We start from the raw sequence: 14,768 nt of genomic DNA on the forward strand, positions 1-14,768 counted from the left end.
TGCTGTGACCATTGCATGGCGGCTGCATATCGGCGCCAAAATGGTCATTCGTCGGCTATTTAGACCTCTCACAAGCAAAACTAGCTTTTGCTTACGTGGCTAGCTGCTGAATAAGTACTGAATATTATGATATATAAAAACCACCTGCAGCTTCAAAAGCGTCTACAGGTGGTTTTTGGTCACTTTAAAATTCACACAAGCCCATTATGCTGAATCACTTGCTGATACCAATAAAACGACTTCTTACGGTACCTAGCTAACGTCCCGGTGCCGTCATCATGTTTGTCGACATAGATATAACCGTACCGCTTGGCCATTTCACCGGTGCTGGCTGAGATGACGTCAATCGGTGCCCATGACGTATAGCCAACGAGATCAACGCCATCCCTGATCGCAGCACCCATCGCTTGAATGTGTGCTTTGAGATAGGCGATTCTGGCATCATCATTGACGGTTTTGACGCCATTTTGCTCAATGAGTTGGTCGCGGGTGCCGAAACCGTTTTCGACGACCATTAACGGCACTTGGTAGCGGTCATAGATTTGATTGAGCGCGGTTCTGAGGCCGCGGGGATCAATTTCCCAACCCCATTCGCTGCGTTCCAGATAAGGGTTCTTGACGCCGCTGAAGAAGTTGCCGCCGGTTTTTTCGCCTTCACCTGTGCAGGTCATGGTGCTGGATTGGTAATAGGAGAAGGTGTAAAAATCAACCGTCCCTGCAGCAAGCGTGGCTGCATCTTCCGGTGCCATGTCGATATGAAGATGATGATCGCGCCAGTAGCGGCGGGCGAAATAAGGGTAGTGGCCTTTAACTTGGACATCGCCACAATAAAAATTGTTGAATTCAGTGGCGCGTTGAACCATGGCGATGTCATCCGGATGGCTGGTGTACGGATACAGCATTCGGTACGCAAGCATACAACCGACTTGAAGCTGCGGATCCAGCTCGTGGGCGAATTTGGTCACCAAGGCGCTAGCGACAAACTGGTGGTGGAGCGCCTGCAAGCGCAACTGCTCGGAGTCGGTATCGGGACTGATGAATCGGTCCGAGTCGTCAACGTACATGCCGCCAGCCAGGTAAGCACCCATTGGTCGGGTGAGCATGTTGATCTCATTAAAAGTCAGCCAGTAGCGAACATCGTGATGGTAGCGGGTGATGATGGTTTCAGCAAAACGGGTATACGCGGCAATCATGTCACGCGAAGCCCATGCATTGAAGGCTTTGGTCAGACCAATCGGCGACTCAAAATGCGAAATCGTAACTAATGGTTCGATATCATGTCGCTTCAGCTCGGCGATCAGCTGATCATAAAAGGCTAAGCCGGCTTCGTTAGGTTCGGTTTCTAACCCAGTGGGGAAAATGCGGGTCCAGGCAATCGAGAATCGATAGACCTTGAAACCCATTTCCGCAAACAACGCGATATCTTCTTTAAACCGATGAAAGTGATCGATCGCGTCATGACTTGGATAAAATGCTCGCGGATCGACGGTGCGGGTGATTTTGCGCGGCACGTTGACACTGCCGCCTAAAAGTAAATCGCTGGTCGAAAGGCCTTTACCATCCCCATCATAGGCGCCTTCAAGTTGGTTGGCAGCTGTCGCACCGCCCCATAGGAAACCTTCTGGAAAATTAGTTTCTGTCATATTTTTGCTCCTTTTTAAGCCTCAGGCATTGGTTGACGAAGGGTGAGTAAAGCATCTTCGTTAGTGACGGTTGGTTGGTCGTGTACGTCAATCTGATGAGCAGCTGTGTTGATCAGTAAGACAATCACGGTTGGATCAAACCCTTCTTGACGAATCAAAGACAAATCCAGCTGCACCAGCGGTTGACCGGCTTTAACTTCCTGATTGTGTTCCACTAAAGTCTTGAAGCCGCGGCCTTTGAGGTTGACGGTGTTGATGCCAATGTGGATTAAAATTTCCTGACCATTGGCAGTTGTTAGCCCCATGGCATGACCGGTTGGGTAAACCATGGTCACTTTAGCATCGCATGGTGCCGTAATGGTGTCAGCCTCGGGGTCGATTGCCACCCCGTGACCTAGTGATCCGGAAGCGAAAACCTCGTCATCAAGCTGGCTAAGCGGAACAATCCGGCCGGCAACCACGCTTTTAAATTGTTGGGTAGTTGGTTTAGCGGTTGTGGCGACTGTTGAATCGGGTACTACTGCGAAAAAGTACGTCGTGATAAATGTCAGACCAAAAGCGATCGCCACGGTAATTAAGGCGTTGCGGAAGTTATCCGGGTTGGCACCAATGAAAACCGGTAACGTGAAAATGCCTGGCGAACCAAACGAATAACGGACAAGGCCGCTGATGCCGGCGAACAGCCCTGCCAAACCGCCAGACACGATAACACAGGCTAAAGCGCGTTTGTACTTGAGCGTCACGCCGTAAAGTGCTGGTTCGGTAATGCCGGATAAGGCGGTAACCGTAGCAGACAACGCAATCTGGCGCCCACGTGCTTTGCGTTCACGGACGGCAATCGCCGCGGAAGCACCAGCCTGGGCAATGTTGCTGGCCAACATGCCAGGGCCCATGATGGTTTCGGAACCGAATCGACCGATTGACAGGGTAGCCAGTGGTAGCAGCGATACATGCATGCCTACCATGACCAATAAAGGTGTGAAGGCACCGACGAGGGTTGGCACTAGCCAAGGAACATGTCGGTTCAACACGGAGATGGCGGCGTATAGGCCATCGCCCATCATGCTGCCGATCGGGCCAATGACGATTAAGGCAACCGGTGCCGTAATCAAGGCGACCAACAGTGGCTTAAGCATCGTTTTAATCATGTCCGGGGCGACTTTTTCCGCAAACCTTTCGACATAACTCATGAACCACACAATTAAAATGATCGGAATGACACTGCCGCCGTATGACGCAAGGCGAATTGGGGCGCCGAACAAAGCAATGGGCTTGCCAGCTGCCACCATTGCCGTGAAGTTAGGGTGCAGCAGGACACCAGCCATCATCATGGCCAGATAAGTGTTGGTGTTGAATTTTTTGGCTGCACTGACAGCTAACATGAAGGGGAGAAAATAAAACGCAGCGTCTGCCATGAAGCTCAAGGTCAAATAAGGCACGCTTTTGGGATCAAGTCCGCAAAGCGCCATAATGGCAATGACGACCTTGAATAAACCACCGGCAATTAAAACGGTGATGATGGGCGCCATGATATTGACAATGGCATTTAGGACTCGTTTTAGGAAATTCTTTTCGGAACTCGCGGCAGGGTTGGAAGTGGTATTGTTTTCGCGAATGGCGTAGTTTTTCATGATTTCGGCATAGTACTGGGTTACTTTGGCGCCAACGACGACTTGGGATTCGTCGCCTGAGCTGACGGCACTTAACACTTCGGGAATCTGTTCAAGCTGTTGGGTGTTGAACTTGGTTTTATCGATTAAGACAAAGCGCAAACGTGTCGCGCAGTGGCTGAGACTTTTAATGTTGTCAACGCCACCGACCGCCTGCATGATGCGATCGGTGATTTTTGGATGGTTAGTCATTAGTTCCTCCTTGGTGGGTTGTTTGAGTGCGTGACGATGGGTTAACCGATTAACACACGGTGGATGTGAATAATGAGATAAGCCAGTTCCTCTTTTGTCGGCGGTTTATTGTAAATAGCCATGATTGTTTTGTCGACTTTGAGGGCAATTTTGGCTGCTTCGGGGTACAGACTGTACACATTGACCAGTAACTGGCCGTCATCTTCCAGCATGGTGTTGCTCAGATAGCGTTCGGCGAAGAATTTCATGTGGGTGACGAACCGCTCATAGTGCAGGCTGGTGGTCGCAATGGTGCCGCCAGTGAGCGCGCGAACGGCTTGCAGGACGTTGTCAACGAGTTGGGTGACTTCCAAAACATTGGCTTTGGCGGTCGCAGCCGGTGTGGCATTAATAATATGAAAAGCGATATTGGCGGCTTCTTCCTTAGGTAATGTGACTTCTAAGGTATCGCGCACAACGGTTAAGCCGTATTCGCCAATGGTAAAAATGTCAGGGTAGTAGGTCTTCATCTCCCAGTAAATCCGATTACCCAATGCCTGTTGGGCGTGGTAGCGCTGAACCGAGAAATGAAGATGATCCGTTAAGGCGTAATAAATGCTGGGGAGCAGGGAAGCCTGCAGTTTTTCTTCGGCATAAGTGACAATCTGTGAGGTCATGCTGATGTAAACCGCGGGAATGCGATTAAGCGACTGGATCATTTCGCTTTTGCGGCTGTCATCTAGTGGCATGAACTTCTTGAACACCGCGGTATCGGGGATGGTGACACCGACTTTTTGATGGTAGCCGATGCCTTTACCAAAAGCGATATATTCATCTCCGTTTTGTTCTGCAAGCACCACGTTGACGTTGAGAACCTTTTTGATGCGAAACACACAACTCCTCCTTTCTTGAAGTTTGCCATTAAGCCTAACAACTGAGGGGCTTTGCTGGTGGTTAATGGGGTGACCAATTTTTGAAGCGAGAAAAATGCAGGCAAAATTAAGAAGATCGTTTGATGTCGAAACGATGATCAAAGTCTTGCCTGCATTACCAGTAACATACGCTTGTTTATTCAGTTGATAGTTGCATTTTAGCAATCAAATGATGAAAACGCAACCATGTAAACCAAAAGTTTTGTATGTTTTTTAGTTTGTTTACTACTTATTAATTTAAAAATAAATAGCAACCCATGGATTAATGAACAAAATCATGGGTTGCTATTATTTTTATTTAAATTAGGTATAGCTAGATTTATCAGATTGAAGTCGTTTCTAGCAAGGCAAAGGCAAAGCCTCTACGTTGTTCGATAAGCGAACTCACGACGATCAAATTCGTTTTGTCTGCTTCAAGTGTCGTCGTTTGCTCGGCCAATATTCGTAGACGGTGACACCAATAGCCACCAGAACGCCGATGATGGTCAGCCACCAGCCTTGGGTGATACCAGGCGTGTGATAGGTTAAGGTGAACGTCGAACGGCTAGTGGGGACTTTGAGGCCGATGAATCCGCGGTAGTTTTGCAAGGTGACGTTCTTAGAATTAACTTGCCAGCCTTTTTCGTAAGGAATGGTCAGCATGATATAACCACTGTTGTTTGCCTTGGTTGTCAGGGTAACTCGGCCATTTTGAATGCGTTGTTTCGGAGCTTTTTGCTTGGCCGTGGCAATCGTTTGTTTAAACGCGGTTCGATTGAGCGTGTATAACGCAAAGTGATCGAGATCAATTTGATTGAGGCCACGGTTAAACGTCAACGTGATCGTGGTTGGTTTGGTGCTGTTGATCGGCATTGAAACTGTTTTGCTGCCAGTATCGGGGTCATTTTTAACCGGAATGTTGTTGATACTGATCGCCATGTTCTTGCGCATGTTTTCGCCCATCACTAGATACTGCTGTTCGCTGGTGGGGTTAACCGTTAACGTAATTGAAGCAGCGTTTTTCTTATTGACTTTGGTCGCAACAGCGTTCGTCAGGGTCGTGAGCGGCTTGACATTGTCGACACTGATGCCGGAAAAGTCGCTGGTTGTCAGCATCGTCTGGTTGGCTTGAGGCGACAGCGTTTCAAAATACGCATTTTGCTGCAGCACTGGGTTGGCCTGAACCTGAGTTGGGATTTTCCGGTAAATCTGGGTGGCTACCGGCAGGGCATCGGGATTTTGGTAAATATTGAAGTAGTCATTGTGGCCCACGAGCTTATAAGCCGATAAGTCATAGCGCGGGTTGGAAATAATTCGGGAGGCAACTTGCTGATAAGCTTTTGTCCCGGTTTTCTTGCTTTGCGTGTTAACGATCAATAGCTGTTTGACGCCCAGCAGACTTTCCAGCGGCCAAGTGAGGTCGTTGTTTTTAACACGTCCGGCAGAACCGATCGCGCCCACATTGGTTAGGGTGTTGATGGTGCTGGTGTTGAGTACCGAAGAAAAGGTACTGATGCCGTTAAAATTATATTGATACGGGTCATCCATGGAGCGTTGGCTATCGGCATTCATTCGGTAAAAGCTGCCTGATCCGAGTTTTTTAGCATCGTCATAACCGGCTTGGAGAACCTTGCTGGTGACGGTAAAGTCTGCTGCAGGCACGAAGCTAATCGCTTTTAGACTCGTGAATGCATTGGTGCCCATGTCTAAAACAAGCAGGACCACGATGCCGCTGACCAGCCATTTTTGCGGTAGCAGCCGACTGCGGATGCTATAAAGCAGGAGTGCGGCAACTAGCAAAAAGACGCCGCCAAGGGTGAGGTTGAGCACGGTGACGTATTTGTGGGTGGCCATTCTTAGAATCGTCGGGATCAGTAGGCAGCCTGCCGTCGTAATGCTGGCCATACCGAGGCGGAAGCGGGAGACGGATGGTAGATGGGCTAATCCACGCAGACTCAGCACAAGCAGCCAGAAGATTACGATGAACGAATGGCGGTAAAGATACCAGACTGGGGCCCGGAAGCCTTGCCAGATCAGCACAAGCGGATTCAGCCAAATCGACAGAATCAGAAGCAAGGTCAAGCCGCCAGAGATGAGTCGTTCGCGAACCGGGATAGATGCCGCTAAAAAGTAGAACACCGCTCCCAGCAGCGCGATCATGCCCATGTAAAGATTGGGTAAGCCGTTGGAAAGTTGGTCGAAATTAAAACTCCCGGGGATGAACTTGGAAGGCAGATCGAGCAGCGAATAAAGTGCCTTCACACTAAAATCAGCGCCAGCACTTGATAGCCGGGAAGCAGCTAAGGCAAAGTAAGTCGGAATTAACACCACAGCCGCAAGCATACCGCTTAGTAACGAACCGCCAGCAAATAATCCGATTTTGCGGAGCAGGTGAGTTTGATGGTGGATCGCCCAGCGCCAACCGAAATATAAAACCGCAAAAATTGCGATCATGAAACCAATGTAATAATTCGTTATGAAACTAAGACTGAGTGGCAAGACGTACGGCATGATCCGATGCGTTTCAAACAGCCGATCAATGCCTAAGACCACTAATGGCAGTAGAATTACGCCGTCCATCCACATGATGTTAAGAAAGTTGGCCACTAAAAAGCCAGACAAGCCGTAACTGATACTGAAGACCAACGTGTACCAACGGGCGCCGGCATGATGACTGGCATAGCACTGAGCCGTCACCGCTGCAGCACTGTATTTAAGTGCCGTCACAAACAACATGGCAACCGGCAACGCATGCCGTGATACAAGAACAAAGATCAGGTTAAACGGACTCAGTAAGTAGTAAGTCCAGTTAGCATACATACCGCCGCCAAGACTGTTCGAAAAGGAATACGCCTTGCCTGCAGTTCCTGCTAACGCGTGTTTGAGATAAGTAAAAAAGTCGATGTATTGCACTGCCGAATCATTGGCGAGAATGGACGATGAGCCAAATGGCGCCATTTTTAAAGCGGCAAAAACGCAGAGACTGATGATAAAGGTCAGCGCAAAACTCACAAGCAGTAGCGGCCAGGTTTTGGCTTTTTTGAAATGCAACATATCCGGGCAAGACTCCTTTGAAAAGCAATCGGTTAGTCGTTAATAATTAATATGATAGCAAAAACCGCGCTGAATAAAAAATAAGCTAAGTTTAAATATTAACTTAATCATAACGCGGGATTGCCCAGGTGCAGCACCCGGGGCAGCATGAAAACGTTTTAAGTTGCAAGTCTTGATGTTTCTTTAAAAATCACTTCGCCCGTCACTGTCGTTATTGTTACAATATTAAGAGAACGTGCGCGATGATCATCGTTTGGAGGGCTTTTATGGCGATACAAACAAAAAGTTCAGACATCAAGGAATTTTTAAAAACAAATGCGATCTGGCTGCTGCCGATGTTGGCAGTTGCTTTGGTGTTATTGGTACAGTGGCCGCAGCTGCATCTATCCTATATTTTCCACCAAGACGACACGATGCCGCAATTGCGCCGCATGGAAAGTTACGTTACCAGTGTCCAGCATGGCGCGTATTTTCCGAAGGTTTTTCCTGAAGAAGTTCGCCATTTTGGCTATTCTTTTGATGCCTTTTATCCGTCCTTGATGCTGCTCCCGTATGTTTGGCTGCGGTTAGCCGGACTCGGGGTTGTCAGCGCCTACTATGGTTATCAAACGCTGATTTTGGTGGTAACGGTGCTGGCGGCCTACGCCAGTTTTCTGAAAATTCGCCGCCGTCCGCTTGCGGCATTCGTTTTCAGCGTCGTGTATACAACCGCGGTCTATCGGATGCTGGATGCCTTTGTTCGCGGGGCGCTTGGTGAAAATCTTGCCTTTATTTTTTTGCCGATCATTACAGCCGGAATGTACCTGATCTATATAAAGCAGTCGGACAACTGGTTCTTATTGGCCTTTGGCGTGACCGGCTTGATGTACGCGCACATGTTGTCGCTCGTAATGGTGCTCGAGTTTCTGGTTGGCGGGTTTCTTGTGTTGGTGGCATTAAGACGCGTTTCGTGGCGGATGGTGCGGTATACGGCATATGCGGCGATCAGCTCCCTATTGATGGGGGTGGGCAGCTACCTGCCTATGTTGGAGATTTCGCAACATTTGCCGCTTAAACTTGCCGAATCCGCAACCATTTGGCTCAATTACCTGCAATATAGCCTAGGCGACTTGTTTCAAAATTCATTGAGTATGTATGCCTCCACCAGCAACATGCAAAACGTGAATCAGACCTTCCGTCCGGGGATGGGCGTTTTGATGCTGGGTATCGCGATCGGATTGGCGCTGTGGTGGCCTAAGTTAAGCCGTTCTGTCAAAGTAGCGGCAGGACTGGGTTTTGTCACCATTTTCTTAAGCACTAATCTTTTTCCATGGTCACTGTTTCGGAAGACCGTTTTAGGCACGATTCAGTTTCCGTGGCGATACTTGGAGCTAACGACTTTATTCCTGAGTCTGGCTGTGGCTTTGTTGGTGGCAGAAAAAGTGCGTCCGCAACGTTTCGCATGGGGGATGGTCTTGGCGGCCTGCGTGGTTGGGTTTAGCTATGCCGCGACGATTAATACGACCATGACGAACGCCAATACTTATCGGGTGACAGACAAAAATGCTGCCGGCTACTATGGCGATGCGACTGGCGGCGGATCGGAGTATGCGCCGAAGGAGTTTGATCCCACCACCTTTTTCAAGAAAGATCAAGCCGTGGTTTTGCCGTCACATAAACTTCAACGCTTGACCCCGTTGACCCAGCATTATAACGATTTACGCTTTGGCTACACCAGCCCGCGATCGGTTGTCTTGCAATTACCTAAGTTTGCCTATGTCGGCTATAACGTCACCGTCGATGGGAAAGTCGTTCCGTATCGTGCCCAAGGTAAAAATGCCCGCCTGACCATCACGGCGCCGGCTGGCAGTCACCGGGTGCGGGTCGTCTACACTGGCACGCGGTTGCAACATGTCACTGGATGGCTTTCCTTGGCGGCTGCCATTATATTTTTCCTGAGCTGGATCTTTGTCGCGATTCGCAATTTTGATCCAGAAAAAAGCACCACTTCCGAAGATCCGAAGTAGTGCGTTATGGTCAATGTACCGGTGTGTCAGACTTTTGCGCTTAACTAGCTGAAAAGTCGACATGCCGGTTTTATTTGATTTTACGAGCAATAAAAATCGGACGCTGCTTGGTTTCGATATAGATTCGGCCGATATAACGACCCACAATCCCCAACGCGAACAGTTGAATGCCGCCGATCATGAGGAAAATCGAGACCATGGACGGCCAGCCTGCTGTCGGATCGCCATAAAGGGCCGCCCGAATGACGATAAATATCAGTGCCGCAAACGCGCCTAAGAAGCTGATAATGCCGATCATCGAAACGAAAGTCAGCGGAGCATCGGAAAAATCAATAATCCCATCAATGGCGTAACGCAAAAGGCTAGTAAACGACCAACTGGTTTCACCATGTTGACGTTCGATATTCTGGTAGGGAAGGTACTTGGTTTTAAAGCCAACCCAACTGAAAAGCCCCTTTGAAAACCGATTACGCTCGGTCATATGTACAATCGCATCAACCACTTGGCGCGTCATGAGCCGAAAATCGCGGGCGCCGGGAACAATCTGGGTCTGGGAGACACGATTGATGAACTTATAGAAGAGATTGGAAAAGAATGACCGCACTGGCGCTTCACCGGAACGATCTGTCCGCTGGGCGCCGGCCATGTCATAACCTTCCTGAAGGGCAGCGTACATATCCGGCAACATGGCTGGCGGATCTTGCAGGTCAGCGTCCATCACGGCATAATAATCAGCTTTTGCTGTGACCAAACCGGCGTACATGGCAGCTTCCTTACCAAATGACCGCGATAAATCAATGTAGTGCACTTGCGCATCGCTTTCTTGCAGGTGCTGGACTTGAGCAAGCGTGTCGTCGGTTGAGCCATCGTTGACATACCAGATTTGCGGCTCCAACTGAGTCAGGTCGGTTTGAAAAGTTTTCATTAAAGCTTGGTAGATCAAGGGAACATTTTCGGATTCATTATGACAGGGAATAATAATTGCCACGCTTTGCGGCATGAAGAAGCCTCCTCGGAAAGTGAATGCGTTATGGTGATGTGTCAACATCAGTCGTGCATCGTTTTGACCGCCTTAGTTAACTTGGCATTCTGACTCGTCACTGTTGTCAGGTTAGCGGTCATGACATCAATTTGTTGATTCAGTGAACTGTAATATTGATTAAGTTGTGAGATTTGGGTTTCCAAATCCGCCTGCGAGACGTCACTACCAGCCGTGGCCGCGAAAAAATCGTCCTCGGCACTCAACATTTCCCGATAATAACTAACCAGGGTTTTGTGATCGAGTTTGGCCAGCTTGAGACTGGTGAGTACCTTGCTCAACGGCGCTTGGGGCATGTCTTCAGACGGTTGGTTATTGAGTTTGGTCAAGGTATTATTGGCATCAGTCAGCGCTGTGTTCGCCGCTTCCAATGATTTAAACGCTGCGGCGCGCTTATCCAACAATTTCTTGACGGCACCATCGTCATTTTTTAGATCTGCCGACGGGTCATCTTGGTATGCCTTCTCAAAGGTGGACGGAAAATCATTCACCGTCGAGCCAATGACTTGCAACGCTTGCTGTTCCTGCTGCACTTGAGTTTGCACAGTCTGCGTTGTCGTCAGTAATTGCTTTTTTTGATTTAAAGTGGCCGAACACCCAACAAAAAGAAAGGCTAGCACGGCTAATAATGGCAGTAATTTTTTCATGTCTTAGTCCTCTTTTTCTATGGTAGCGTAACAACAAAAGAATTACTAGAGGCTACATGGTGAGCGGGCTTAGAAGCAATCACGCTAATAACAAAACAACGTATGATAAACTAAAGGCAAATGGAGGAATTGCTTATGCATATCGGTATGCGAACGGTTAAAACAGCGGTGGGAACAGCGGTTGCGATGCTCATTGCTTATGCCTTACATCTTGAATATTGGACAGCTGCCGGTATCATTACGATTCTGTCGGTTCAGAATACCACCAAAGCATCGTTCAGGCTGGTTGCCTACCGACTGCTGGCAACTGTGTTGGGCTTTGTCATTGCGATCGGGGCATTCTTGGTTCTGGGGTACAATGCGCTGGCGTTTGGCGTTTTCCTTTTAATCTTCATCCCACTAACCAACGTATTTGAAGTGCAAAGCGGCATTGTGATGACGGCCGTGTTGGTCACGCATTTTATGATGGCCAAAAGCTGCAGTTGGTTCTGGATTCGCAATGAGCTTTTGTTGCTGGCGGTCGGTGCCGGCGTCGCCCTTGTGGCAAATTTGTTTATGCCGAGTCTGGAAGCCAAAATCACGGAATTTCAGGCGCAGGTCGAAGCGGAAATGCGGGAAATCATCGATCATATGAGTCAACAGTTGGGGCCGGAGCATCTTAAAAGTGCCGATAACTGGGCGAATTTATCGGATTTGAAAATGACGCTGGATGCAGCAGTGGCTTGGGCAAATCGGCACAGTGACAATCAATTGTGGTCGGAAAATGACTATTACCAAGCTTACTTCGAGATGCGAGCCAATCAATATGAACTGTTACGCCAAATGCAGGATAGCCTGGATCGAATCGAAACGCCGGTTTTGCAGGCGGCTGTGATCAGCGATGCCTTGTCGATGACAGCTAGTGTGTTGAATGAAGATAATCCGGCGACGCAACTAGTTACGATGGTTAAAAAGATTCAGCGCAACTTCGCGGCTTCACCGCTGCCGACTGATCGGGCGTCATTTGAAAGCCGCGCCCGTTTATTTTATTTTCTGGAAGACTTCTCCCGCTTGTTACAGTTAAAGCGCAATTTCAATCACATTATTTCCTCGCAAAATTGATTTCTGAAAGTGCTGACACTTGCGACGATTTTACCGTGATGGTAGACTAAACATGTACTTTTTGAATGGTCGTGGTTGCATGGTTTCAGAACTTTCTTCCACTTGTACCAAACAGAAATACACGATATTATCATGCGTCAAATGACGCAAGGAGGAATGTTCTCATGGAACACGGCACAGTTAAATGGTTCAACGCTGAAAAGGGTTACGGCTTTATCACACGGGAAGATGGCAGCGATGTTTTCGTTCACTTCTCAGCTATCCAAGGCGACGGTTACAAGACGCTCGAAGAAGGCCAAGCGGTAACGTTTGAAGTCGAAGACAGCGATCGTGGCCCACAAGCGGTTAACGTTAACAAAGACTAATTAAAGAAACCATTGACCGACTGCATTTGATGCAGCCGGTTTTTATTTGTTGAGCGCGAACAGGAGCGCTTAGAAATCGGAGTGTAAGTGGCCTTGGGCGCAGGTTTCTGGGCTGGCGAACGCGTTATGGCCTGAGATGATTCTCTAGCTTTTCGTAAAAAAACAATGTTTCGTAGCATCAGAGCCATTGGTCCATGGTAAACTAATCTATAACAAAATCATCATCTTTGGATAGGGCTAATGGAGGCTGGGGCGCGATGTTAAAATTTGAAGAAGTGGCACCTGAGGCAAGGATTCAGTATTTAGATCTCCTATTGGTGGGGGATGAAGATCCCGCCATGCTTAGTCGCTATTTAAGTACAGGGACACTTTTTGCCGCGCTTGATGATCAGGTGCCCGTCGGCGTCGCGATGGTTGTTCCAGTCGATGAGCAGACGGTTGAATTGAAAAATCTCGCGGTCGCGTCTGCGCGCCGCCGCCAAGGCATTGCGTCCGGCTTATTGCGGCACGTGGGCTTGGTGTATGCCACTCAGCAGTATCAGGAGATTTTGGTGGGCACCGGCGATGTTGATTTTGATAATCTCCGCTTCTATATGCGACGCGGGTTTCGGTTGGATTCGATTCGGAAACATTTCTTTGACCAATACAGCCAGCCTGTCTATGCTGACGGATTGAAGTTACAGGATATGCTGGTTTTGCGGCGCAAGTTGTTACTGACACGTGAAAATGAGACGAAGGAGTAAAGGCTATTGGCGAAAAAGCGCCGACGTTTTACATTGAAAAAGATTCCGCTGGCTGCTTGGCTCGTTCTGGCGTTTTTTGCAGTCGGGGCAACGTTGGTGGTCGGTTCATATTGGTCACAGCGTCAAGCGGAAGTTTCACAACAGCAGGCCAGTATCGATAAAAAAGCCGCTGAAAAGGCGAAGAAAGAGGCTTTTATCAGACGACTGGCACCGACTGCACAGGCCATGCAGAAACAGTATGGCGTTTTGACCAGTATTACGTTGGCACAGGCTATTCTCGAATCCAACTGGGGAACAAGCACATTGGCCAAAGATTATCACAATCTGTTCGGCATTAAAGGAACGGATCCTGCGAACACCAAGGTGCTACGAACCAAAGAATATGTCAATGATAAGTGGATTACGGTTGATGGCCGGTTTCGGGTATACAGCGATGATACGGCATCAATCCGTGATCACGCGCTATTATTTGTTAACGGCACTGACTGGAATCCGCAACAATACGCGACCGTGCGCGCGGCCAAGGATTACAAATCGGCAGCATCGGCTCTGCAGACAGATGGGTATGCGACCGATCCTGATTATCCGCAAAAGTTGATTCATCTGATTGAAACTTGGAATCTGACGCAATATGACAGCTGAATGTTCGTATTTTAATGATGACACAATCCCTGTTGTTTGGCTTTAATAACCCCAAATCACAGGGGTTTTGTTCTCTTATGGTCGTGAAAGCGGCTACTTGTCTCGTTCGGGAATCGCTGAAGCTGTATTGTTCCACAGCGTTTTTTATGGTAAGCTTGTTGAAAATTTACAAATAGAAGGAGTGCTTGTGGTGAAATTACTGGAAGACCGGATCAAAAAGGATGGCCAAGTTATCGGAACAGATGTGTTGAAGGTGGATAACTTCCTGAATCATCAAGTCGATCCTGATTTAATGGCCGATCTGGGTAAGGAATTTTACCGGCGTTTCAGCAATGAGCCGATCACCAAAATCCTTACTGTTGAAAGTTCCGGCATTGCCCCTGCGATTGCAACGGCGATGGAGTTTCACAAGCCGCTTGTGTTTGCCCGCAAGCACAAGAGTCTGACCTTAAAGGATCATCTATACACTGCCACGGTTTATTCATTTACCAAAAAGACTTCCAATGAAATTGCGATTTCCCGCAAGTTCCTTTCCGCGGACGACAATGTGCTGATTATTGATGATTTTTTGGCGAATGGCCAAGCGGTTGAAGGGTTGATGGAGATCATTGCCCAAGCCGGCGCAACGTTGAGCGGTGTCGGAATTGTCATCGAAAAGACCTTCCAGAAGGGCCGCAAGTTGTTGGATGACAAACATGTTCGGGTTGAATCTTTGGCAAGGATCAGTGCGTTTGAAGATGGTCACGTCATTTTTGCACCGGAGGACTAAGCGCAAA

The 14,768-nt window shown here is 48.4% G+C and carries 12 protein-coding genes; 6 read left to right on the plus strand and 6 right to left on the minus strand.

Features of this window, described 5'->3' with window-relative positions; all coding sequences use genetic code 11:
- Positions 1 to 191: 191 nt before the first annotated feature.
- The 4 genes from LHUE1_RS10935 to LHUE1_RS10950 form a co-directional block, all read right to left on the minus strand.
- Positions 192 to 1,643, minus strand: a complete 1,452-nt coding sequence (locus tag LHUE1_RS10935) for a glycoside hydrolase family 1 protein (RefSeq protein ID WP_277848252.1) — start codon at positions 1,641 to 1,643, stop codon at positions 192 to 194.
- 14 nt (positions 1,644 to 1,657) lie between these two features.
- The gene (locus tag LHUE1_RS10940; protein WP_049172280.1) at positions 1,658 to 3,505 is read right to left on the minus strand and encodes a beta-glucoside-specific PTS transporter subunit IIABC; all 1,848 of its coding nucleotides are present in this window, start codon (positions 3,503 to 3,505) and stop codon (positions 1,658 to 1,660) included.
- A 41-nt stretch (positions 3,506 to 3,546) separates the two neighbouring features.
- Complete coding sequence (locus LHUE1_RS10945; RefSeq protein WP_049172278.1) at positions 3,547 to 4,377, minus strand: PRD domain-containing protein; 831 nt, start codon at positions 4,375 to 4,377, stop codon at positions 3,547 to 3,549.
- 432 nt (positions 4,378 to 4,809) lie between these two features.
- Complete coding sequence (locus tag LHUE1_RS10950; RefSeq protein ID WP_049172277.1) at positions 4,810 to 7,449, minus strand: YfhO family protein; 2,640 nt, start codon at positions 7,447 to 7,449, stop codon at positions 4,810 to 4,812.
- 266 nt (positions 7,450 to 7,715) lie between these two features.
- On the opposite strand from LHUE1_RS10950, the gene LHUE1_RS10955 reads away from it, so the two are divergent.
- Positions 7,716 to 9,455 (plus strand): membrane protein, encoded by a 1,740-nt coding sequence (locus LHUE1_RS10955; RefSeq protein WP_049172276.1) that lies wholly within the window; start codon positions 7,716 to 7,718, stop codon positions 9,453 to 9,455.
- 70 nt (positions 9,456 to 9,525) lie between these two features.
- Here the strand turns inward: LHUE1_RS10955 and LHUE1_RS10960 are convergent, their stop codons facing one another.
- Positions 9,526 to 10,455: a glycosyltransferase family 2 protein gene (locus tag LHUE1_RS10960; protein ID WP_049172274.1), complete on the minus strand. Its 930-nt coding sequence runs from the start codon at positions 10,453 to 10,455 to the stop codon at positions 9,526 to 9,528.
- A 47-nt stretch (positions 10,456 to 10,502) separates the two neighbouring features.
- A complete protein-coding gene (locus tag LHUE1_RS10965) occupies positions 10,503 to 11,141 on the minus strand; it encodes a YkyA family protein (protein ID WP_025013170.1) in 639 nt (212 codons plus the stop codon).
- 135 nt (positions 11,142 to 11,276) lie between these two features.
- On the opposite strand from LHUE1_RS10965, the gene LHUE1_RS10970 reads away from it, so the two are divergent.
- The 5 genes from LHUE1_RS10970 (at position 11,277) to LHUE1_RS10990 (ending at position 14,761) form a co-directional block, all read left to right on the plus strand.
- A complete protein-coding gene (locus LHUE1_RS10970) occupies positions 11,277 to 12,242 on the plus strand; it encodes an aromatic acid exporter family protein (protein ID WP_010489006.1) in 966 nt (321 codons plus the stop codon).
- Between the two features lie 164 nt (positions 12,243 to 12,406).
- Positions 12,407 to 12,607, plus strand: coding sequence for a cold-shock protein (locus tag LHUE1_RS10975; RefSeq protein WP_003566521.1), 201 nt, complete (start codon positions 12,407 to 12,409; stop codon positions 12,605 to 12,607).
- 257 nt (positions 12,608 to 12,864) lie between these two features.
- Positions 12,865 to 13,350, plus strand: coding sequence for a GNAT family N-acetyltransferase (locus tag LHUE1_RS10980; RefSeq protein WP_217774557.1), 486 nt, complete (start codon positions 12,865 to 12,867; stop codon positions 13,348 to 13,350).
- 6 nt (positions 13,351 to 13,356) lie between these two features.
- Positions 13,357 to 13,992 (plus strand): glycoside hydrolase family 73 protein, encoded by a 636-nt coding sequence (locus LHUE1_RS10985; RefSeq protein ID WP_049172267.1) that lies wholly within the window; start codon positions 13,357 to 13,359, stop codon positions 13,990 to 13,992.
- A gap of 190 nt (positions 13,993 to 14,182) precedes the next feature.
- Positions 14,183 to 14,761, plus strand: a complete 579-nt coding sequence (locus LHUE1_RS10990; protein ID WP_047106314.1) for a xanthine phosphoribosyltransferase — start codon at positions 14,183 to 14,185, stop codon at positions 14,759 to 14,761.
- The last annotated feature ends 7 nt before the right edge of the window (positions 14,762 to 14,768 follow it).

The organism is Lacticaseibacillus huelsenbergensis (genome assembly GCF_029726355.1).
Taxonomy (GTDB): domain Bacteria; phylum Bacillota; class Bacilli; order Lactobacillales; family Lactobacillaceae; genus Lacticaseibacillus; species Lacticaseibacillus casei.